General features: G+C 52.2%; 19 protein-coding genes, 1 tRNA gene, 1 CRISPR repeat array and 1 riboswitch (1 of these 22 cut by a window edge). Of the genes, 10 read left to right on the top strand and 10 right to left on the bottom strand.

Features of this window, described 5'->3' with window-relative positions; genetic code table 11:
• Positions 1-1,678: direct repeats of the CRISPR family, unit length 29 nt; unit sequence GTGTTCCCCGCACCCGCGGGGATGAACCG (it extends 3,050 nt beyond the left edge of the window).
• A gap of 322 nt (positions 1,679-2,000) precedes the next feature.
• The gene (locus ACR02O_RS00460; protein WP_101051493.1) at positions 2,001-2,222 is read left to right on the top strand and encodes a hypothetical protein; all 222 of its coding nucleotides are present in this window, start codon (positions 2,001-2,003) and stop codon (positions 2,220-2,222) included.
• A gap of 8 nt (positions 2,223-2,230) precedes the next feature.
• On the opposite strand, the gene ACR02O_RS00455 is transcribed toward ACR02O_RS00460, so the two are convergent.
• From ACR02O_RS00455 to metG, 4 genes are all read right to left on the bottom strand, one after another.
• The gene (locus ACR02O_RS00455; protein WP_494522551.1) at positions 2,231-2,386 is read right to left on the bottom strand and encodes a hypothetical protein; all 156 of its coding nucleotides are present in this window, start codon (positions 2,384-2,386) and stop codon (positions 2,231-2,233) included.
• Between the two features lie 78 nt (positions 2,387-2,464).
• Positions 2,465-2,541: transfer RNA gene (locus tag ACR02O_RS00450), tRNA-Arg, on the bottom strand.
• A gap of 153 nt (positions 2,542-2,694) precedes the next feature.
• On the bottom strand, positions 2,695-3,267 hold the full coding sequence (locus tag ACR02O_RS00445; RefSeq protein ID WP_415879758.1) for an RnfABCDGE type electron transport complex subunit B: 573 nt from the start codon (positions 3,265-3,267) through the stop codon (positions 2,695-2,697).
• Between the two features lie 30 nt (positions 3,268-3,297).
• Complete coding sequence (metG, locus tag ACR02O_RS00440; protein ID WP_494522550.1) at positions 3,298-5,367, bottom strand: methionine--tRNA ligase; 2,070 nt, start codon at positions 5,365-5,367, stop codon at positions 3,298-3,300.
• A 259-nt stretch (positions 5,368-5,626) separates the two neighbouring features.
• Between metG and ACR02O_RS00435 the strand changes: the two genes are divergently transcribed.
• The 4 genes from ACR02O_RS00435 (at position 5,627) to ACR02O_RS00420 (ending at position 9,739) form a co-directional block, all read left to right on the top strand.
• Positions 5,627-6,028 carry a hypothetical protein gene (locus ACR02O_RS00435; RefSeq protein WP_494522549.1) on the top strand — a complete coding sequence of 134 codons (402 nt, stop codon included), beginning with the start codon at positions 5,627-5,629 and terminating at the stop codon, positions 6,026-6,028.
• A gap of 287 nt (positions 6,029-6,315) precedes the next feature.
• Positions 6,316-6,564, top strand: coding sequence for an EexN family lipoprotein (locus ACR02O_RS00430; RefSeq protein WP_033155832.1), 249 nt, complete (start codon positions 6,316-6,318; stop codon positions 6,562-6,564).
• 572 nt (positions 6,565-7,136) lie between these two features.
• A complete protein-coding gene (locus tag ACR02O_RS00425; RefSeq protein WP_445367137.1) occupies positions 7,137-7,475 on the top strand; it encodes a hypothetical protein in 339 nt (112 codons plus the stop codon).
• Positions 7,472-9,739 carry an EAL domain-containing protein gene (locus ACR02O_RS00420; RefSeq protein ID WP_494522548.1) on the top strand — a complete coding sequence of 756 codons (2,268 nt, stop codon included), beginning with the start codon at positions 7,472-7,474 and terminating at the stop codon, positions 9,737-9,739. The genes ACR02O_RS00425 and ACR02O_RS00420 overlap by 4 nt, the downstream gene beginning before the upstream one ends.
• 13 nt (positions 9,740-9,752) lie before the next feature.
• On the opposite strand, the gene ACR02O_RS00415 is transcribed toward ACR02O_RS00420, so the two are convergent.
• Positions 9,753-11,090 carry a L,D-transpeptidase family protein gene (locus ACR02O_RS00415; protein ID WP_494522547.1) on the bottom strand — a complete coding sequence of 446 codons (1,338 nt, stop codon included), beginning with the start codon at positions 11,088-11,090 and terminating at the stop codon, positions 9,753-9,755.
• A gap of 258 nt (positions 11,091-11,348) precedes the next feature.
• Here ACR02O_RS00415 and apbC point away from each other — a divergent pair, with 258 nt between their 5' ends.
• Positions 11,349-12,440, top strand: a complete 1,092-nt coding sequence (apbC, locus tag ACR02O_RS00410; RefSeq protein ID WP_494522546.1) for an iron-sulfur cluster carrier protein ApbC — start codon at positions 11,349-11,351, stop codon at positions 12,438-12,440.
• A 43-nt stretch (positions 12,441-12,483) separates the two neighbouring features.
• Here the strand turns inward: apbC and proB are convergent, their stop codons facing one another.
• From proB to rplU, 4 genes are all read right to left on the bottom strand, one after another.
• Complete coding sequence (gene proB, locus ACR02O_RS00405) at positions 12,484-13,605, bottom strand: glutamate 5-kinase (RefSeq protein ID WP_458138429.1); 1,122 nt, start codon at positions 13,603-13,605, stop codon at positions 12,484-12,486.
• Positions 13,592-14,650: an Obg family GTPase CgtA gene (gene cgtA, locus ACR02O_RS00400; RefSeq protein ID WP_458138428.1), complete on the bottom strand. Its 1,059-nt coding sequence runs from the start codon at positions 14,648-14,650 to the stop codon at positions 13,592-13,594. The genes proB and cgtA overlap by 14 nt, the downstream gene beginning before the upstream one ends.
• Positions 14,651-14,732: 82 nt before the next feature.
• Entirely contained in the window at positions 14,733-14,990 is a 258-nt protein-coding gene (gene rpmA, locus ACR02O_RS00395; protein ID WP_020484554.1) for a 50S ribosomal protein L27, read from the bottom strand.
• A gap of 17 nt (positions 14,991-15,007) precedes the next feature.
• The gene (gene rplU / locus ACR02O_RS00390; RefSeq protein WP_033156113.1) at positions 15,008-15,319 is read right to left on the bottom strand and encodes a 50S ribosomal protein L21; all 312 of its coding nucleotides are present in this window, start codon (positions 15,317-15,319) and stop codon (positions 15,008-15,010) included.
• A gap of 206 nt (positions 15,320-15,525) precedes the next feature.
• On the opposite strand from rplU, the gene ispB reads away from it, so the two are divergent.
• Positions 15,526-16,530, top strand: a complete 1,005-nt coding sequence (ispB, locus tag ACR02O_RS00385) for an octaprenyl diphosphate synthase (protein WP_171696696.1) — start codon at positions 15,526-15,528, stop codon at positions 16,528-16,530.
• 4 nt (positions 16,531-16,534) lie between these two features.
• Here ispB and ACR02O_RS00380 read toward each other — a convergent pair whose 3' ends face one another.
• Complete coding sequence (locus ACR02O_RS00380) at positions 16,535-16,939, bottom strand: hypothetical protein (RefSeq protein ID WP_205452931.1); 405 nt, start codon at positions 16,937-16,939, stop codon at positions 16,535-16,537.
• Between the two features lie 195 nt (positions 16,940-17,134).
• A riboswitch (TPP riboswitch) is annotated at positions 17,135-17,242 on the top strand.
• A gap of 32 nt (positions 17,243-17,274) precedes the next feature.
• On the opposite strand from ACR02O_RS00380, the gene thiC reads away from it, so the two are divergent.
• From thiC to ACR02O_RS00365, 3 genes are all read left to right on the top strand, one after another.
• On the top strand, positions 17,275-19,143 hold the full coding sequence (gene thiC, locus ACR02O_RS00375; RefSeq protein WP_494522545.1) for a phosphomethylpyrimidine synthase ThiC: 1,869 nt from the start codon (positions 17,275-17,277) through the stop codon (positions 19,141-19,143).
• A gap of 201 nt (positions 19,144-19,344) precedes the next feature.
• On the top strand, positions 19,345-21,060 hold the full coding sequence (gene pilB / locus ACR02O_RS00370; protein ID WP_458138427.1) for a type IV-A pilus assembly ATPase PilB: 1,716 nt from the start codon (positions 19,345-19,347) through the stop codon (positions 21,058-21,060).
• A 2-nt stretch (positions 21,061-21,062) separates the two neighbouring features.
• Positions 21,063-22,280, top strand: a complete 1,218-nt coding sequence (locus tag ACR02O_RS00365) for a type II secretion system F family protein (RefSeq protein WP_205452935.1) — start codon at positions 21,063-21,065, stop codon at positions 22,278-22,280.
• Positions 22,281-22,316 lie beyond the last annotated feature (36 nt).

Raw genomic sequence — 22,316 nt, 5'->3', positions numbered from 1 at the left:
AGTGTTCCCCGCACCCGCGGGGATGAACCGCGAAGAACGCAAAACGGCCAAAGACAAACGAAAGTGTTCCCCGCACCCGCGGGGATGAACCGGCGGCGGCGTGGTGCGTCAGGAGGCGCGGCGAGTGTTCCCCGCACCCGCGGGGATGAACCGACTGGCCTACGCCCGCCAGAATCGGCAAACATGTGTTCCCCGCACCCGCGGGGATGAACCGGACGTCCAACTATTACACCATCGGCAAACTGTGTGTTCCCCGCACCCGCGGGGATGAACCGCCATCCAGCTTTGGCAACGCTACCACGATCCAGTGTTCCCCGCACCCGCGGGGATGAACCGACGAAACGCTTGTACCCAATTGTTATCATCTTGTGTTCCCCGCACCCGCGGGGATGAACCGAGTATGCCGCTGCCGCTGAATATTACGCAGCAGTGTTCCCCGCACCCGCGGGGATGAACCGGGCCGCAGAATCGCACTCATTGTCGCTGCTGGGTGTTCCCCGCACCCGCGGGGATGAACCGGATTCCGATAACGATTGCTTCAAGCTCTTCGCGTGTTCCCCGCACCCGCGGGGATGAACCGAAATAGAGGCGTGATTGGCATCAAATTCGAGGGTGTTCCCCGCACCCGCGGGGATGAACCGAATCAGCGGGATATTTGTAACGATTTTACGATGTGTTCCCCGCACCCGCGGGGATGAACCGACAATAAATACACCGGCGAGAGCAGCCATGACGTGTTCCCCGCACCCGCGGGGATGAACCGTACTGTTTGACCCGCAAAATGTAGCGTAATTAGTGTTCCCCGCACCCGCGGGGATGAACCGTGACGGTAGGCGCAAGATAAATTTCAGATGTAGTGTTCCCCGCACCCGCGGGGATGAACCTAAATCCAGTTCGCACACGACACTGCTGTTGCCGTGTTCCCCGCACCCGCGGGGATGAACCGCTTCTCAGTGCTTAGTCAATTCCGGCTTGTTCGTGTTCCCCGCACCCGCGGGGATGAACCGTCATAACCGTATGACTGAGGGCTTTGGAGAATGTGTTCCCCGCACCCGCGGGGATGAACCGAATGAAGAGCTCAACAGCAGAATAGCTTTTACGTGTTCCCCGCACCCGCGGGGATGAACCGTTCGCCCAGGCATCTTCCGTATCGGTCGCTTGGTGTTCCCCGCACCCGCGGGGATGAACCGCCTTGTCAGTATTGCTTTCGTCAATTTGAGGGGTGTTCCCCGCACCCGCGGGGATGAACCGCACCGGCTACCAGGCATCGCAGGTTATTTCGAGTGTTCCCCGCACCCGCGGGGATGAACCGTATGCCGGGGATCTGGATGCTGAGCGGATGTTGTGTTCCCCGCACCCGCGGGGATGAACCACGTCAGCCCTACGGAGCCACCGCCAAGATCACGTGTTCCCCGCACCCGCGGGGATGAACCGCGACGATTACGGCGGCGCTGGAGGTGAATCAGGTGTTCCCCGCACCCGCGGGGATGAACCGGCAAAAATTTTGCTGATGACGGATGGCACTTAGTGTTCCCCGCACCCGCGGGGATGAACCGCCACGCTCTGATAGCGCTTGCGTCAATTTGTTGTGTTCCCCGCACCCGCGGGGATGAACCGTCCGCATCGGCAGAGACCACCAGCTTGGCCTGGTGTTCCCCGCGCCCGCGGGGATGAATGACTTGTTGTTGACCTTCCTCATATCGACTCGTGGCTTTGGTGCAAGTGTCGAGGCATGGAATGCGGGGCGTATTCTGTTAAAACCGCTATTTCTGATCGGCTTGCCGGCAGGGAAATTGCTAAAATGCCTTGTTCGCCGGCGAAATGGAGGTTCTCCGGTATTCGTTGCCCCAGTTTGTATTGGCTCGGTTCCCCGTGATTAGAAGAGGAGTTTATTTGATGTTGCAGCAACACTTCGCCGAAGTTACCAGGGTCTATGCGCTGGAGATGATGGCCTTAAGCGGCCGCAAGTGCTGCGGATTTGTTGTTGTCATTAAATTGATATGAATAATATTCCACCCAAACGCGGCCTGGGCCGCGGGCTTGAAGCATTGTTAACCGATATGCCGGCTAAATCGGCAGCGGATAAATCAAGCATTAAGGCGGAAACCGTTCCGGGGCCAGCCGTCCGCCAAGAAAATAGCCATTTGCTTCAAGAAGCCGAAGTGTTAAAGACCCTGTTGGAGGAACTTGAAAACGCCTTGAGTGACTTCAATCCGGATTAGCCTGTTTATTAGTCTTTAAGTATCGATTTTCCAGCTATGACCATAGCCCAGCGGCTATTTTGGATTTCTGCTTTCGCGGGTATGGCGACTCCAGAGACGTTAAGGGGCAGGCTAATATTAAATGCCCATTTGATCAGGGTTTCGGAAGCGGGTTTGCCGGGCATGGCAAAAGACTATTTGCTACTAAAGGCCTCTCGGCACCATCGTACGCAGAGTCAAGATAGGGTAGGAAACATGTCAAATGGCGCGCCCGAGAGGATTCGAACCTCTGGCCTCAGCCTCCGGAGGGCTGCGCTCTATCCAGCTGAGCTACGGGCGCTATGTGATTTGCAGTCAAGCGGTTTAGGCTTTTTACCTTAATCCTGAAAACCTAAGAGGATTTCCTTTCAGGATACGTATCGGCCACTGGGCCGAATCGGGTAAGCGCGCCATTATAAGATTAAATGCCGTTAAAGTCATTGCCAATCCTGGCTTAAACAGCGGTTTTTCCTTTATTAAGTTTCGCCAGCAGTTGTTTTTGCCGATTCAGCCGTTCGGACTTTTCCGCTTCCGCTTTGGCCTGGCGCCGGTTTTTGGCTTGGTGGCGCTGTCTGGATTGCTCCGCATTAGCGGCGGTCCATTCGGCGTTTGCCGGGATCATGCTGATACAGTTGACCGGGCAGGGGGCGATGCATAATTCGCAACCGGTGCATAAGGTGGCGATGACGGTATGCATCTGCTTAGATGCACCGAGAATGGCGTCGGTGGGGCAAGGCGGCAGGCATTTGGTGCAGCCTATGCAATTTGCCTCGTCGATTACGGCCACTTGCAAAGGCTGCGTCATACCGAACGCCGGATTCAACGGTTTGGCGGGGACGTTCAGGAAATCCGCCAGTAGACGGACACCCTGGTCACCGCCCGGCGGACACTGGTTTATGTCGGCTTCACCGTTGGCGATAGCTTGCGCATACGGCCGGCATCCCTGGTAACCGCATTTGCGGCACTGGGTTTGCGGTAGCAGCGCGTCGATCTGTACGGCTAGAGATGCCTCGTGTTGCTCGCTCATGACCAATAAGCTGTCTTGCGGCCTCTTGCTTTATTTAACCCGCATGCCCGGTTGCGCGCCTTGGTCCGGCGACAGCACCCAGATGTCTTTGCCGCCGGGTCCGGCCGCCAATACCATGCCTTCCGAGGTGCCGAAGCGCATTTTGCGCGGCTTTAGATTTGCCACTACCACGGTCAATTTGCCTTCCAGTTCTTCCGGGGCGTAGGCCGATTTAATGCCGGCGAAGATATTGCGGGTTTCGGTCCCCAAATCCACCGTCAGTTGCAGCAGCTTTTCGGCGCCTTCCACCGATTCGGCTTTGACGATGCGGCCGATGCGCAAATCAATTTTGGCAAAGTCTTCGATCTCGATCGCTTCAGCAATCGGCTCGGCTATCGCTTTTGCTACTTGCTCGGGATTGTTTTCCACGGCGGCAGCTTGTTTGCCTGGCTTGGCTACAACCGGTGGCGTCTTTTCCAGATTTTCTTTGGAGGCTTCTACAATCGCGGCGATTTTGTCCGGCTCTACGCGGGTCATCAACGGTACGAAGCTGTTGATTTTATGGTCGAGCAGCGGTTGAGCATCGCTCGGCCAGCTTTGTGTGGGAATGTTCAAAAAGCTTTCGGCGTTGTTTGCCAGCGTCGGAATCACCGGGCGCAGATAAGCTACCAGCATCCGAAACAGATTCACGCCCATGCTGCACACGGCATGTAACTCGGCGTCTTTGCCTTCTTCCTTGGCGATTAGCCAGGGTTTTTTCTCGTCGATATATTGGTTGGCCTTGTCGGCCAGCGCCATGATTTCCCGCATCGCTTTGCCGAACTCGCGGCTTTCGTATAAATCGGCAATCGTGCTGTTAGCGTCGACAAACTGTTGGAATAGTGCCGGTTCGGCGCATTCCGCCGAAAGCAGGCCGTCGAAGCGCTTGGCGATGAAGCCGCTGCAACGGCTGGCGATATTAACCACTTTGCCGACCAAGTCGGAATTGACGCGCTGGCTGAAATCGTCGAAGTTCAAGTCGATGTCGTCGACGCCGGCGCTGAGTTTTGCGGCGAAGTAATAGCGCAGATATTCCGGGTTCAGATGGTCCAGGTAGGTGCGGGCCTTGATGAAGGTGCCGCGCGATTTGGACATTTTCTCGCCGTTGACGGTTAAAAAGCCGTGGGCGAAGATCGCGCTGGGTGTTCTAAAGTCTGCGCCGTGCAGCATGGCCGGCCAGAACAGGGCGTGGAAGTAAATGATGTCCTTGCCGATGAAATGGTACAGCTCGGTGGTGCTGTCTTTTTGCCAAAACTGGTCGAAATCCAGGCCTTGACGGTCGCAGAAGTGCTTGAAGCTGGCCATGTAACCGATGGGCGCATCCAGCCAGACGTAGAAATACTTGCCCGGCGCATCGGGAATTTCAAAGCCGAAATAAGGCGCATCGCGGGAAATATCCCATTGCTGCAAGCCGTTCTCCAGCCATTCGGCCATCTTGTTGCTGACTTCCGGTTGCAAGTGACCGGCAGTGGTCCAGTCGCGCAGCATGTCGGCAAAATGGCCGAGTTCGAAAAAGTAATGCTCGGAATCTTTTTCGATGGGGCGCTCACCGGAAATGGCGGAGACGGCGTTTTTCAGTTCGGTGGGCGAATAGGTGGCGCCGCAGGCTTCGCAGCTGTCGCCGTATTGGTCGGCCGCGCCGCATTTCGGGCATTCGCCCTTGATGAAACGGTCCGGTAGGAACATATTTTTCACCGGATCGTAAGCCTGGGTGATGTTGCGTTGGCTGATATGGCCGCCGGCGCGCAGACGTTTGTAGATCAGCGCCGAGTATTCTTTGTTTTCCGGCGAATGGGTGCTGTGGTACTGGTCGAAAGCAACACCAAATTCCTGGAAATCGGCGCGATGTTGTTTTTCCACATCGGCGATCAGTTGTTCCGGGGTAATGCCTTCCTTGTCGGCTCTAAGCATGATCGGCGTGCCGTGGGTGTCGTCGGCGCAGACGTAGTAGCAATTGTGCCCGCGTTGTTTCTGGAACCGCACCCAGATGTCGGTTTGAATATATTCGACGAGGTGGCCCAAGTGGATGGGGCCGTTGGCATACGGTAAGGCGCTGGTAACAAGGATTTTTCGGTTAGACATGGGGTTAAAACAGCCTGGGAAAATGAGGGCGGATTATGGCATAAATCGCCAGGGCTTTCATGGTTTGGGCAGCGGTTTGCCGATTGCCGGCGCGTTACCCTGATGCGGGGGCTAGGGATGTTTGGTAATAGGGATCAGTAAGGTACAATCCCAACCAAGCCTCCAGCTTAAGCGCTATACCGTCCGGCATGGCATACTTAAAGTCGGATCGGCCTTAGCCCTTTTTGAATCACTTAAACTTATAAGAAGAGGTAACATCATGAGAAAAACGTTGTTTCTGGCCATCGCGATGCTGGCTTCCGGTACTGCGGCGGCGGCTACTGACCATTATCTGTTGCGCGACGGCAATCATGTACAGCATTTGAAGGTTACGACCTTAGGTAAAGACATTAACGCCACGGTGGATGTGGATTTCGAACCCAATCCCGATGAAGCCGGCAAGCACGCCTGTTCCGCAACGGTATCCGATGAGGCTAAAAGTGTTGGTGAAAACGAATTGGTCTTGAAAAAGCACATTGAGGGCGAAGCGCGCTCGTGCTCAGTGAAAATTCATCTGACGCCTAACGGTGCCAAGCTGGAGCAATCGGACGAATGTACTTATTTCGCAGCCGGTATCTGCAGTTTCTCCAGCAATGGTAAGGAACTGGTCAAAATCAAATAAATCCCTGGCGCAATGGCTTTGGCTTATTGCGCCGTCTTTTCTCCAACAAACCTGCCTGGGCTGTCCCGCTGTGTTTTGCGGCCATTTGTTATTAACGCTTTTTGTCAGCCGCATTTAGGGGTTTTTGTGCAAAATTGTGTGATATGCCGCACTGTAGAGACATATTGTCGCGCGGCAATCGGCCACATTTTAAACGTTAGGATTCTTTGCTAGATTATCGCCAGCTCATGCGGGTTTGCATGGGCGTTAATCGTTCCCCCCGATAATCGAGAAGCCAAGGAGTTTTTATGAAAAAAGCACACATGATGATAATAGCCGCTGCCGTTGCCGCGCTGGGTTTGACTACGGCGTTGAATGTTACTAATGCCAATGAAGCGGCTGGCGAGGATGTCAAAACCGTCGCTTGGTATGTGGCCAACATTAAAGAGGCGCGTACCCAAAACCAAGCTTGTCACGATGATCCGGCTATTCAAGGCAGCGCTAATTGCGCTAATGCCTTGCACGCGCTGGAAATTACCTTCAAAGGTGGCAACTGATACCCGTTGAACCTATTCGGTTCGACAACTTGCCGGCCAAGACTTTACGAAATGATTGATCCAATTCTTGAATATCGTCGCTCCCGCGAAACCGGGAGCCCAGCGGCTATGCCGGATTCGCTGAGAATTCTTTAACGGTTGCGACCTTCTCAGGAATGACGAATCCAGGGCGTTTAAGAGTCGGTTTGATAGAGGTTTTGAGCGGTTTGGTTTGAACCGAGATAATTGTTTTTGGCGGTCACTGCCGCCTGTTTTGTGACCGGATAATCTCCCCTCGATTGTCCGGATAGCGTTTACCGGTTTGCTTAGTTGACAGCTGTCGTCTAATTAGGCAAGCCGGCAAACGCAATGCAAATTCCTTTTTTTCAAGTTAGTTGTTGTGGATGGGTAATCGCCAATCCGCATGATTTTAGCGGTAACTTTTAAGTCCTTCCTTTCTTCATTTCCATAGCACGTGGTCGAGCGGCAAGTGAAGTCTCTGACCTAGCGTCGGCTGCTACTGAAATAATTCTCAAAACTGAAAATCTGCTAAATTAACCTTTCAATTTGTCAGATAATTCGGCCATTAGACCATGTACAAAGCCAGCCAAAATCAAATTCATATTTCTGCCAACTTGGGCGAATACGCTATTCCGCCGTTAAAAGATATGTTGGTGTTAGGCAAGGAGTCTCCGATTGGCTGCATCGCCATGCGCCGGGCAATCGAACTATTGGTAAAAGCGCCGTTTGAGCATATTGAGTTTGATGACGATGTGATCAGTGATCTTTTGGTAAGACAGAGCTTGCTAAAACGTATCAGCAAGGCTGCGTTAATCGATTTCGTGTTGACTCAGATAAAGCCCTTGATGAGTGACGATGAAATATTGCATGCGGAGATGGATATTTCCGTTCAGCTAAATACCAAGTTATGAAACAACTGGCGGTTGGCGATTGTTTATGGCCGCACGTTCGTCGGGTCAAGGAGGAGGATCGTCCATATAGCGTGGCATGCGATATTGTTTTCGCCGTGTTCCGGGATGCTCCGGCGGAAGAGTTTTGCGGTTTGGCCACCGATCACGATATATCAAAACATCCCAATTGGATTTTTGCCGATTTGGTGGAACATCGGCCGATGCTTAGTGTCGCTCCCAAGCTTGGCGTCCGCAAAGCGTTAGGTCTGATGGATGAAAATCAGTTGGGCGCCTTGGCCGTGCTCAATAAAGGTCAATTCGTCGGCGTGGTTACCCGGCAAAGTATTTTGGAAGCTCTACTAAACCGCGAACGGCAATTACTGAAAGAGACTATGCGCCTTAAGATTGCGGCGGAAACCAACCACGAGCAAACGGTAGTGTGGGTCGAACGTTTGGCGGCATTGAACGACGCTGCGCGCAGTTTATTGGGAGTGTTGGCGCATACCTCTATCGAAACCGAGTTATTGCAGGCCGGCATTGATGCGCTTTGCAAGCTATTGGATGCCCGTTATGGTGCTATTGGAATTGTCGATAATGTTGGTGCGTTGAAGGAATTTATTTATGCCGGAATCAGCGACGAACAGGCTCAGCAAATCGGGCATTTACCCGAGGGCAGGGGCTTGTTGGGGGTCGTGATTGAGGAAAATGTCTCGTTGCGGCTTGAGGATATGGGCAAGGACCCGCGCAGCGCCGGTTTTCCGCAGCATCATCCGCAGATGAAATCCTTATTGGCGGTGCCTATTTCCCATCAAGGCCGGGTGTATGGGCGTATCTATCTCAGCGATAAATACAGTGGTGAGCTGTTTACCAAGAACGATGAAGAGTTGGCGTTGAGTTTTGCGCATTCATTGTCGCTGGTAATCGATAACGCCCGGGAAATTGAGGAAGTGAAACGTGCACGGCAACGCCTGGATTACATTGCCCATTTCGATGCGCTTACCGAGTTGCCGAACCGAACTTTGTTAACCGATAGAGCCTTGCAGTTCATTACGCAAGCGCAGCGCAAGAACGACATTATCGCGTTTCTATTTCTCGATCTGGATAACTTCAAGGCGATCAACGATACCTTTGGACATGCCGTGGGTGACGAATTGCTCAGAGCTGTTGCCAAGCGAATTTCGGATTGTTTGAGGGAAGGCGATACGCCCTCCAGAATGGGTGGCGATGAGTTTATTATCATGCTGCCCAATATTGCAGATAGTCTGGACGCCGCCAAAGTGGCCATCAAAATATTACATGCCTTGAACGAGCCTTTGCAGGTTCAACAGCATCAAATCTATTCCCGGGCCAGTATCGGTATCAGTATTTATCCGGATAATTCGCTTTCGTTTGACGAGTTGCTGGCGCAGGCCGACTCTGCTTTGTATCACGCCAAAAAGCTGGGCAAAAATAATTATCAATTTTTTACCCCGGAAATGAACAGCGCCGCTCAGTATTATCTGAAGTTGGAGCATCATTTGCGCCAGGCCCTGGAGTTGGAGGAACTGGTGTTGCATTATCAGCCGCAGGTGAAAATCGACAACGGTTGCATCATCGGCATGGAGGCCTTGATCCGTTGGCACAATCAAGCCTTGGGTATCGTCATGCCGGATCAATTCATCGGCTTGGCGGAAGAGACCGGGCTGATCGTCCCGATAGGAGCTTGGGTATTGCGGACTGCATGCAAACAAGCGCGGGCCTGGCAGTTGGCCGGTATGCCGATTCGAATTGCGGTCAATTTGTCCGGACGGCAGTTTCACCGTTTCCAAGATCAGCGTCAGCTGCTGGATGTGGTGTTGGATGTGCTGAAAGAAACCGAACTTTCGCCGGAGTTGTTGGAGTTAGAGATTACCGAAAGCATCTTGATGCATAAGCTGGATACGACGCTGGACACGCTGAATCAGATCAAGCAGCTGGGAGTGCGGATTTCGGTGGATGATTTCGGTACCGGCTATTCTTCGCTCAGTTATTTGAAGCGTTTTCCGCTCGATACCTTAAAAATCGATAAATCGTTCGTGAAGGATATTTGCACCGACGCCAACGATAGAGCGATTGTGTCGGCTATTTCGGCAATGGCGGGCCAACTGAAACTGGAGTTAGTAGCGGAAGGCGTCGAAGATCAGAGTCAGTTGGACTTTTTGGGCGGACAGCAGTGCAATTACGGACAAGGGTATTTTTTCAGCAAACCCGTGCCGGTCGAGCAGGCGTCGGCCTTGTTGCGGCAGTCCTTGCTGGGCCGGCAATAAGTCCTGGCCGCACTTAGTTTCTTGCAGCCTGTTTCGGATCGATGGCTTTAACGTCCATATCGAAATTCTGCTTGATGCGTTGCGCTACGGTTTTGGCTTCTTTCTTATTCTTAAACGGTCCTGCCACTACTTGGAAACCACCATCCTTGGCAATTTTTCGGGCAGGAATCGGCGGTCCTTGGTGATTGAGCATGGCTGCCAGCTTTTGGGCGTCGGTCTCATTTTCGAAGCTGGCGGCCAGAATCGACCAGTCGCTGTCGCTCAATTCATTGATAACCGGTTGGCCGTAGAATTGCTCAGGATGGGCAAGTTGCACCGCATCCGCTGTTAATTCGGGTAGATCAGCACTGCCCGGCAATACGGGAGTGGGGACGCCGTCGGCACGTTGCAAGATGCGCTCGACTTTGCTCCAATCAACCGTTGCTTGCTTTTCGGATGCAAGCTGTTGCAATTTTTTTCGAATATCTTTTTGCAGCTGTTTTTGTTGTTTTTCCCATTTGTCTAATGGGCGGTGGGCTTCCAGATAAAGCATGTCATCTTGCCAGGTTGCCATGTACGGCTGGTGGACGATACGAACCGGGGTGCCGACTTCTACTTTGTTGAATAGGACTTCTATGTCTTCGGGGTATAGCTGTACGCAGCCATGGCTGACTTGTAAGCCAATCCCGTAAGGCTTGTTGGTGCCGTGGATCAAATAGCCGCTGAAACCCAAGGGCATGGCGTAGCTGCCCAAGGGGTTGTCCGGGCCGGAACGTATCACTTTGGGTAGTGGGTCACCCAATGCCTGATGTTCGCGGTGGATCGATTCCGGTACCGTCCAGTCCGGATTGGCCTTTTTTGCGACAATTTGGGTTTGTCCTAACGGCGTGTTCCAGCCTTGGCGGCCGATGCCCACCGGATACGTCAGCACGGTATTGGCTTGATTTTTGGGGTAATAGAACATGCGCATATTGGCCAGATTCAACACGATACCTTTGCGTGGGGCGTCGGGGAGCACGAAACGCAAAGGCAGCAACACGGTTTGCTCGGCGGGCAAGGTCCATGGATCGAGATGGGCATTGGCGATGGTAATGTCGTTGTAACCCAAACCGTAATGGCGGCCGATGTCGGACAGCGTATCGTTTTCGCGGCTGCTGATACTGGCAAGCGTACCGACCATGCCTTGGTCACTGCTCAGGTTAAATTCATGACTGGCTATATTGTCCGGTTTGGAGTTCCAGACGATGTGTTCCGGCTGGTTGTCGGAAAATAACGGTATGCTTTGACAGCCGCTAAGCAGGGCGCTGACTACTGCTACAACGAAGACTAGCGGTATCGGTGAATCAGTACGGTTTTGAATGACTGCTGACATGTTTATGATAGGCGCAGATAGTGACGGAGCGGATGGTTGAAGGTAAGCGATCCAAATTAAAATCAGATTAAGGCGGCATTAAGTCTTAATTAAGAATTAACTATTAAGGCTAATTGTTAAGTCGTTACGATAAAGCATTATTCTGCAAGAGAAAACTATTTTTTAACAATGGCGCGGATTTAATGGCATCCTGTTAAGGTGTTATCATATTCGCACTATTTTACTTGGTTATTATTTCCCCTTACTTCGGAGTTCCGCATGGCGAGCATTGACAAAACGGCTGTCGAAAATTTACTTAAACACTTTATCGATCCAAATGTGGAAACCGATTTGGTGTCGGCAAAATCCGTTAAGAAAATCAGTGTGGATGGCAATGATGTCAGCGTCGTTATTGAGTTGGGTTATCCGGCTAAAAGTTATCTTGAAGAACTGAAGGCGGCGGTAACACAGCGTCTGCAAACTTTGCCGGACGTCGGCAAACTGGATGTGTCGGTCAGTTTCAATATCGTTTCGCACTCGGTGCAAAAGGCGCTGAAACCCTTGCCGAATGTGAAAAACATCATCGCAGTGGCCTCCGGCAAGGGTGGGGTGGGCAAGTCCACCACTTCCGTGAACCTAGCTCTGGCCTTGGCGGCGGAAGGCGCCAATGTCGGTATTCTGGATGCGGATATTTACGGCCCCAGCATTCCGACCATGTTGGGCTTGTCCGGTAAGCCCGATAGCCCTGACGGCAAAAGTATGTTGCCGAAAATCTCGTTCGGAGTGCAGACAATTTCCATCGGTTATCTGATCGATCCGGATCAGCCGATGATCTGGCGTGGACCCATGGTTACCGGTGCTTTGCAACAATTACTGAATCAAACCCAGTGGCAGGATGTGGATTATCTGATCATCGATTTGCCGCCCGGCACTGGTGACATTCAGCTGACATTGGCTCAACAAATACCGGTGAGTGGCGCGGTGATCGTGACTACACCGCAGGATATTGCCCTGATCGACGCTCAGCGCGGCTTGGGGATGTTTGAAAAGGTCAACGTGCCTATATTGGGGCTAGTGGAAAATATGAGCGTGCATATTTGCAGCAATTGCGGACACGAAGAGGCGATTTTCGGGCAAGGCGGCGGCGTGGCGATGGCGGTCAAGAATAAGCTTGATTTACTGGGGTCTTTGCCGCTGGATATACGGATTCGCGAGTACGCCGATAGCGGCAGGCCTACAGTGGTGGCTGACCCGGATGGCCGGCCGGCGCAAATCTACAAAGCGATTGCCCGGAAAATGGCCGCCAAGCTGGCAATGCGTGCGCGGGATTATAGCGGCCGGTTTCCAAATATTGTTATCCAGAATACCTGAGATTAATGGCAGACGACTTGGCTAGTCGCGAAGTCGTCTGGTTTCAGACCAACACTAAATTATCGCGATGGATAAGTTCGTCTTCGTCGGCGTAGCCCAGCAATGTTTCGAATTCGCTGCTGGGTTTGCCAGCGATTTTATTGGCATCGTCCGCGCCGTAATTGATTAAGCCGCGGGCGATTTCATTGCCTTGCAAATCCAGGCAAGAGACCAGGTCGCCACGTTTAAACGAACCTTGTACGCTTTTAACGCCGACCGCGAGTAGGCTTTTGCCGGCATCTTTCAGGATTTTTACCGCGCCATCGTCCAATACCACACTGCCTTTCAGTTGCAATTGCCCGGCCAGCCATTGTTTGCGAGCCGCCAGCGGTGCAATGTTGGGTATTAAATAAGTACCTAAGTCATTGCCGTCGAATACTGCGTGGATGACGTTGTCAATTTTGCCGGATACGATCACTGTTGCTGCACCAGAGCGCGCAGCCAGCCTGGCGGCGCGAACTTTGGTGTACATGCCGCCGCGTCCCAGGCCGCTGATGCTGCCGCCGGCAACCTCGTCAAGTAGGCTTTCGTTAACGCTAATACTGGAAATCAGCCTAGCGTTTGGATTCAAGCTAGGGTTGGCGTCGAATAAGCCGGTTTGGTCGGTAAGAATGATCAGCAAATCGGCTTCTACCAAATTGGCAACCAGCGCGCCCAAGGTATCGTTGTCGCCGAAGCGGATTTCTTCGGTAGCGACGGCATCGTTCTCATTGATGACCGGCACGACACCGAAATCCAGCAGTGTGAGTAAAGTACTGCGGGCATTCAGGTAACGCTGGCGGTCTGAAAGGTCGTCATGGGTCAGCAATACTTGCGCTGCCAGCAAGTCGTGTATTTGAAATTCATCTTCAAAGCGTCTGACCAAGCCCATTTGCCCTACTGAGGCGGCCGCTTGTAATTCATGTAAGGTTTTCGGGCGGGCTTTTAGCTTTAAGCGGGACATGCCTTCCGCAACGGAGCCGGACGATACCAATACCACGTCGACGCCTTGGCGTTTGAGGGCGGCCATTTGCGCGACCCAGCCGGCGATGGCCTGTTTATTGAGGCCGCGCCCGCCGTCGGTTAGCAGTGAGCTGCCGATTTTGACGACAATGCGCTGGGCTTGCGAAAACTCAGAACGGCTCATGGCGCGGCTCCTGTGCTTGCTGATCCTGCTCGGCCTTTTGTTGGTCGAGAAAGTCCATGATGGCGTACATCAGCGCCTGCGTGCCTTGATTTTTTAAGGCGGAAATCAGGAATACCGGACCGGTCCAATCAAGTTCTTCGACGATGGCTTGGCAATGTTGCTCGACTTCGTCGTCAGGCACATTGTCGATCTTATTCAATACCAGCCAGCGTGGCTTGCTGGACAGGTCATCGCTCCATTTTTCCACTTCATGGATGATTTTGCGCGCAGCGCTCACTGGCGTTTCGTCGCTTTCGTAGGGGGCAATGTCTACGATGTGCAGCAACAAGCCGGTTCTGGATAGATGTTTTAAAAACTGCAAGCCAAGGCCTGCACCTTCTGCAGCGCCTTCGATGACGCCGGGGATATCTGCGATGACAAAGCTGCGTAAATCATCGACACGCACGACACCCAGGTTGGGGTGTAAGGTTGTGAATGGGTAGTCCGCGACTTTGGGGCGTGCGGAAGAGACGGTGCGAATCAGGCTGGATTTGCCGGCATTGGGCATGCCTAGCAAGCCAACATCGGCGATGACCATTAATTCCAGGCGCAACATCCGGTGCTCGCCGGCCGAGCCTTTGCTGGTTTGTTGCGGGGCGCGATTGACGCTGCTTTTGAAGCGCGTGTTGCCGAGGCCGTGGAATCCGCCTTTGGCGACTAATAGCTGCTGACCGGGTTTGGTTAGATCGCCGATTTTTTCGCCGGTGTCGGCTTCGTAAACGATGGTGCCGGGTGGGACCGGGACGAAGCAGTCGTCGCCTTTCTTGCCGGTGCAATCGCGGCTGCCGCCGTTTTGTCCGCGTTGGGCTCGGTGTACCGAGTGATAGCGAAAATCCACCAGCGTGTTGACGTTTTCGGTGGCTACCAGATAAACACTGCCGCCGTCGCCGCCGTCGCCGCCGTCCGGGCCGCCCAGGGGAATATACTTTTCACGGCGAAATGAGGCTTTGCCATTGCCGCCGTCGCCTGCTTCTACGCGGATTTCCGCTTCGTCAACAAATCTCATAATCTACCGGTATAAACAAAAAAGCCCCGCTGAAAACGAGGCTTTTATTTTTAGTTGTGCCAATCAGCACAGCCAAAGAAATTTACGCTGCTGCAATGCTGACGTATTTGCGGTTTTTAGGACCTTTTTCTTCAAAAACCACTTTGCCATCGACTGTTGCAAACAAGGTGTGGTCTTTGCCGATGCCTACGTTGGTGCCAGGGTGGAACTGGGTGCCGCGTTGACGAACCAGAATGTTGCCGGCTTTAACAACTTGACCGCCGAAACGTTTTACGCCGAGGCGCTGAGCCTGAGAGTCGCGGCCGTTACGAGTACTACCGCCTGCCTTCTTATGAGCCATTTCTTATCCTCGTTATATTAAGCAGAAATGCCAGTAATCTGGATTTCTGTGTAGTATTGACGATGCCCCATTTGTTTCATGTGGTGCTTACGTCTTCTGAATTTAATGATTCTGACTTTTTTGTGTCTGCCCTGGGAAACCACGGTTGCAGTCACTTTGCCGCCTTCGACAAATGGCTGACCTACTTTTACGGAGTCGCCGGATTGGACCATCAGTACTTTGTCGAACTCTACGCTGTCGCCTGCGCCCAACTCAAGTTTTTCTATTTTTAAGGTAGTACCCTCTGCGACCCGATACTGTTTACCACCTGTTTGAATTACCGCATACATCAGCGTAAGCTCCATCAAGCATAATCTGTTAATAGTGAACAGAGGATTATATTTTTTATTTAAGTCACAGTCAAACTAAAATTCCAGGGGAAGCCTGCTGTCTAACAGGCCTATGCAGGGAGTACTATTGACACTAATCAGTATTCTTCATAGCATGACCGGTTATTCACGTTATACGCTAACGAGCGACAAGTTCACAACATCACATGATAGCTAAAGTTTCAACGCCAGCGTCAGTCACTATAGACTTCGATTCCATCAAAAATTTAACCAGTGCGGAAACTCAAGCCGTCGACCGGTTGATTTTAGAGGAACTGAGTTCCGATGTTGTGCTGATTAATCAAATTGGGCATTACATAATCGGTAATGGCGGAAAAAGATTACGACCGATGCTGTTGCTGTTGGCGGCAAAAGCCTTGGGCAAGGTTGATGACCATCATCTGATTTTGGCAGCAGTGATCGAATTCATCCATACCGCGACGTTGTTGCACGACGATGTGGTCGACGAATCGGCTCTGCGGCGCGGCAAGGAGTCGGCGAATGCGGTGTGGGGCAACGCGGCTAGCGTGCTCGTAGGTGATTACTTGTACTCCAGTGCCTTCGAAATGATGGTCCGCACCGATAACATGCGGGTGATGGCCATTATGTCCAAAACTACCACCGCGATTGCTGAGGGTGAGGTGCTGCAATTGTTGAATTGCAATAACCCGGAGACCAGTGAGGCTCGATATTTAGAAGTCATTGCCCGTAAAACCGCCATTTTGTTTAGTACGGCCACCCGTTTGGCGGCAGTCGTTTCTGCAACAGACCCGGCTACGGAAGAAGCGTTGGCGGTTTATGGTCAGCAATTGGGCGTGGCGTTTCAGTTGATAGATGATGCATTGGATTACAAAGCCAATAGCGAAGAACTGGGTAAAAACTTGGGTGACGACCTGGCTGAAGGTAAGCCTACCTTGCCGTTGATCTATGCCATCCAGCACGGGAACGAGCAGCAGGCTAAAATTGTGGTCGATGCGATCCGGCAAGGTTCGCGCGAGGCGTTTAACGATGTCTATGAAGTAGTTAAGGCCACCAATGCCATAGAATACACAGAGCAATGTGCGGACAGGGCCGCTGCAAAGGCGATTGCCGCACTGCAATGCCTGCCTGATTCCGATTACAAACAGGCTCTTGAAGAGTTGGCGCGCTTCTCGGTGCAGCGCAGTCACTGAGCGTTTACAGCTTATCCGGCATCGCAGTTAGTTGCTGGATGGACGATAGTAGCGGCGAATACAGTTTTTCGATTTTATCGAGCAACTGTTGGAAAAACTCGCCTACTTCGCCCGATTCTTGATCAGCATGAGCTACAAACAGTCGTTGTTCCAGTGTGCTGATCGGATCGCTATCGATTAGCTCGTCCAATATCTCCAGTATCTCCGATTCTGCCAGGGTGGCGTTGAATTCTGCCTTTTTTAAGCCGGCTAATTGGCGGTTTAATGTCTCGATGTTTGTTTTTAGGTTTAGCGCCAGTCTGTTTGTGTCTGCAAGCAAACTCAAATCGCTGGTCAAAAATACTAACTGATTTACTGAGTCCTCTATGTCGTTCAGCAGGCGTTTGCTTTGCTTTTTTTGGGATGCCATGTTTTCTCCTGTTTTTTAGTGCGTTGATTGCTGCGGCGGCATATGCTCTGGTTTGGCTGTGAATGCTTATGATAGCAAGAGCGCCGGGAGGGATTGATGAGCTTTAAAACCCATTGTTTTATAAGCTTTTTGCGCCTTGGGAGCTTGGCGCTGCGCTTGCAATTGGCTCGATTATCATTTAACTTAGCAAGTCACCTGAAAGGCTAGGGGTGCTTTCCGCTGTATGCAAGCCCGGAAAGCTGAGAAAAACCCTTCGAACCTGAACCGGTTAACACCGGCGTAGGAAAGCCCTATCTTCCCTGCGCTTGCGATTTATTGAGATTTTGGAGATAAGCATGAGCGCTGTCCGTAATGAGATTACTACCGATACCGGTAGTAGCGTAAGAATTGATTCCTACCCCGCTTCCGAGAAAATTTATATTCAGGGCAGTCGCGCGGATATTCAAGTGCCGATGCGTAAGATCAGCATGTCGGACACGCCGGCGCACTTCGGTGCGGAAAAAAATCCGCCGATTTATGTTTACGACACCTCCGGTGTTTACACCGATCCTAATGTGGATGTGAACTTACACAAAGGTTTGGGTTCGATTCGAGGTAACTGGATTGCGGAGCGCGGCGACACAGAATTATTGAGCGGTCCGACCTCAAAGTATGGTCACGAGCGCTTACACGACCCGAAAACCGCGCACTTACGTTTCGAATTGACCCGTAATCCACGTCGTGCCAAATCCGGCCACAATGTCTCGCAAATGCACTATGCCCGTAAAGGCATCATTACTCCTGAGATGGAATACATCGCCATCCGCGAAAACCAAAATCTTGAAGCAATGCGCGACCGTTACCAAGGTCAGCACCCCGGTTTTTCCTACGGCGCTAATATCCAGTCCTTCATCACACCGGAATTTGTTCGCTCCGAAGTTGCCCGTGGTCGCGCCATCATCCCCGCCAACATCAACCATCCCGAATTGGAGCCAATGATTATCGGCCGCAACTTTCTGGTCAAGATTAACGGTAACCTAGGTAACTCTGCCGTGACGTCTTCTATCGAAGAAGAGGTCGAGAAAATGCTGTGGGGCATCCGCTGGGGCGCTGATACCATCATGGATTTATCCACCGGCAAAAACATCCACGAAACCCGCGAATGGATCTTGCGCAACTCGCCGGTACCGATCGGCACGGTGCCGATCTACCAAGCCCTGGAAAAAGTCGATGGTAAAGCCGAGGAGCTGACTTGGGAAATCTTCCGCGACACGCTGATTGAACAAGCTGAGCAGGGCGTGGATTACTTCACCATCCATGCCGGGGTACGTCTACATCACGTGCCTTTAACCGCCAAGCGTCTCACCGGCATTGTTTCGCGTGGCGGCTCCATCATGGCCAAATGGTGTCTAGCTCACCATACCGAAAGTTTCCTTTACACCAACTTTGAGGAAATCTGCGAAATCATGAAGGCTTACGATGTGTCGTTCTCCTTGGGCGATGGTTTGCGTCCCGGCTCGATTTACGACGCCAACGACGAAGCGCAGTTCGGCGAACTGGAAACCCTGGGAGAATTGACTCAAATCGCCTGGAAACACGATGTACAAACCATGATCGAAGGCCCCGGTCACGTGCCGTTGCAAATGATCAAGGTCAACATGGACAAGCAATTGGAAGATTGCTACGAAGCGCCGTTCTACACCCTGGGACCGTTGACCACCGACATCGCGCCCGGCTACGACCACATTACTTCAGCGATTGGCGCTGCCAATATCGGCTGGTACGGCTGTGCGATGCTGTGCTACGTGACTCAGAAAGAACACTTGGGTCTGCCCAATAAGCAGGATGTGCGCGAAGGTATTGTGACCTACAAAATCGCCGCGCATGCCGCCGATCTGGCCAAAGGCCACCCCGGCGCGCAGATCCGCGATAACGCCATGTCCAAGGCGCGCTTCGAATTCCGCTGGGAAGACCAGTTCAACTTGGCGCTCGATCCCGAAAAAGCCCGCTCTTTCCATGATGAAACTTTGCCGAAGGATTCCGCAAAAGTCGCGCATTTTTGCTCGATGTGTGGTCCGCATTTCTGCTCGATGAAAATCACCCAGGACGTGCGCAATTACGCCGAGCAAAAAGGTCTGGAAGAAGCCGAGGCCTTGAAAATTGGTATGGAAGAAAAGTCCAAGCAGTTCCTGGAAGAAGGTGCTGCGATTTATCACGAAATCTGATTCTTGTCCCCTTCGTCGGCGGTGCTGTTCTTGGCACCGCCGGCCGTTCCAAATGATCGCCAGCTTAAAAACAGCGCTTGGCGGCATGCCAATATAGCCATGTTAAAGTCTTGGGCATGGCTTGATGAGTTTGGATAAAATCCTTACTTCATCTATAGTTGCAGCACTTAGTTGCAGTAAAACCAATCCAGACTTTTTTTCATGGCGACAGCACCCACTAACATCCATTTCAGCGGCTTGGTCAAATGCCTGATTCAAAAAGGTTTGTTGACCGAGGAATCGGCGGCGACCTGTTTGCAGGAGGCGCAGAAGCGTAAACAAGCGTTTATCAGCTATTTGGTGGAACATAAGTATGCGGACAGCAAAACCGTGGCTATGCTGGCTTCGGCGGAGTTTGGTGTGCCGTTTTTCGATCTGGATGCCATAGATCCTTCATTCTTGCCGATCAAACTAGTCAGCGAGAAATTGATTCGCCAGCATCATGCCTTACCTTTATTCAAGCGCGGCAACCGCTTGTTTGTCGCCACCGCAGATCCGACCAATTTTCAGGCGCTGGACGAGATCAAGTTTCATACCCGGCACAACACCGAAAATATTCTGGTTGAAGAAGACAAGCTGATCCGCATGATAGACACGGCGCTGGAGGCTGCCGATACGTCGATGAAGGATCTGTTGGACGACGATCTGGATAATATCGATATTTCCGCAGGCGACGACAGCAAACCGGCCGACGAAGCAATAGGCTCGGATATTGATGACGCGCCTATCGTCCGTTTTGTGAACAAAATCCTGCTGGACTCGATCAAACGAGGGGTGTCGGACATACACCTGGAGCCTTTCGAGAAGAAATTCCGTATCCGTTTTCGGGCCGATGGTATTTTATCGGAGGTGGCCAGTCCGCCGGTGGGCATTGCCAACCGGATTATTTCCCGGCTGAAAGTCATGTCGAAAATGGACATTGCCGAACGGCGGGTGCCGCAGGACGGCCGGATCAAAATGCAGATTTCCAAGAACCGGGCCATCGATTTTCGGGTAAACACCTGCCCGACGTTGTTCGGTGAAAAAGTGGTAATGCGGATTCTCGATCCGACCAGTGCGCAAATTGGCATCGAGAAACTCGGCTTCGAGCCCGAGCAGCAGAAAAATTTTCTGGAGGCGATCCACAAGCCTTACGGTATGGTGCTGGTTACCGGGCCGACCGGTAGCGGTAAAACCGTATCGCTGTATACCGGGCTGAATATTCTGAACAGCATCGAAACCAATATTTCCACCGCCGAAGATCCGGTCGAGATCACCGTGGAAGGCATCAACCAGGTCAACGTCAATCCCAAGGCCGGCCTGACCTTTGCCGAAGCGCTACGGGCGTTTTTGCGGCAAGATCCGGACATCATCATGGTTGGCGAGATTCGCGACCTGGAAACCGCCAGTATCGCGGTCAAGGCGGCGCAAACCGGTCACATGGTGTTGTCTACCTTGCATACCAATGATGCGCCGCAAACCATTAACCGTTTGGTGCAAATGGGCATAGAACCGTTCAATATTGTTTCGGCGGTGATTTTGATCATGGCACAACGGCTGGCGCGGCGCTTATGCGAGCATTGCAAGCAAGAAGTTGATTATCCGGAAAGCACCTTGCTGTCGGCCGGGTTTAAGCAGGAGGAAATCGGTACGTTTAAAGTCTACGGTCCAGTGGGTTGTGAACATTGCAATAACGGTTACAAGGGCAGGGTAGGGATCTACCAGGTAATGCCTATCACCGAAAAAATGCGTGCGCTGATTTTGAACGGCGGTAATTCCATGCAAATGGCGGAATTGTCGAAAAGTGAAGGGATCAACGATTTAAGAATGTCGGGGCTGTTAAAAATTAAGCAAGGCGTTACCTCGCTGCAAGAAATTGACCGGGTCACCAAGGAATAATCATGGCAAAGCAAGACGAACAAATCGAGTTCAATTGGGACGGTTTCGATAGGCAAAACAAGAAAACCAAAGGCACCATCAGCGCCAAGAGCGAGGTCATTGCGCGCACCGAATTAAGGCGGATGGGCATTCGGGTCATCGGTATCAAAGCCAAGTCCAAGCCCTTGTTCGGTGCCAGAGTGCAGAAAATCACGCCCGGCGACATCGCGGTGTTCGCCAGGCAGTTGGCGACTATGCTGGCCGCTGGTGTGCCTTTGGTGCAATCGTTCGACATTATCGGCAAGGGACACGACAATGCCAGTATGTCGGAGTTGCTGTTATCGATAAAAGCCGATGTGGAAGGTGGCGATACCCTGGCCCAGGCCTTAAACCGTAAGCCACTGTATTTTGATGCGCTGTTCTGCAATTTGGTCGAAGCCGGCGAACATGCCGGGGTATTGGAAACTTTGCTCGATAAGATTGCCACCTACAAAGAAAAAACCGAATCGATCAAAAAGAAGGTTAAAAAAGCATTGACCTACCCGATTGCAGTGTTGGTCGTGGCGTTTATCGTCACCGCGATTTTGCTGATTTTCGTAGTGCCGGTGTTTGAGGATTTGTTTAAAGGCTTTGGCGCCGACCTACCGGCATTTACCCAATTTGTTATTGAGCTGTCGGCGTGGGTGCAGGAATGGTGGTGGGCGGTGATTGGCGTGATCGCCATTACCGCTTACGTGTTCAATTATTTTAAAAAGCGCTCGAAGGCGTTTAACCATTTTCTGGATAAGACTTTGCTGAAAATCCCGGTTGTCGGGATGATCCTGGAAAAATCGGCCATCGCTCGTTTTGCCAGAACACTGTCCACCATGTCTGCGGCTGGCGTACCCTTGGTTGAAGCACTGGTTTCGGTGGCAGGGGCTTGCGGCAATATTTTATTTTACGAAGCGGTGATGGCTGTGCGCGACGACGTTTCCACCGGCCAGCAATTGAAGTTTGCTTTGGAGACCACCGGCATGTTTCCGAATATGGTGGTGCAAATGGTGGCGATCGGCGAGGAGTCCGGTTCCATTGATGCGATGCTGGACAAAGTAGCCGACTTTTACGAAGAAGAAGTGGATAACCTGGTCGATAACTTGAGCAGTTTGATGGAGCCTATCATCATGGTGATCCTGGGTATCCTGGTCGGCGGCTTGATCGTCGCGATGTATCTGCCTATCTTCAAGTTGGGCGCGGCTATTTAGTTTTTGTTATTCCCTGGTTGCTTGCCATCGTTGGGC

The organism is Methylomonas sp. PHL2-19 (assembly GCF_059331595.1).
The sequence above is the reverse complement of the archived record's forward strand: the minus strand, read 5'-3'. Positions and strand labels throughout refer to the sequence as shown.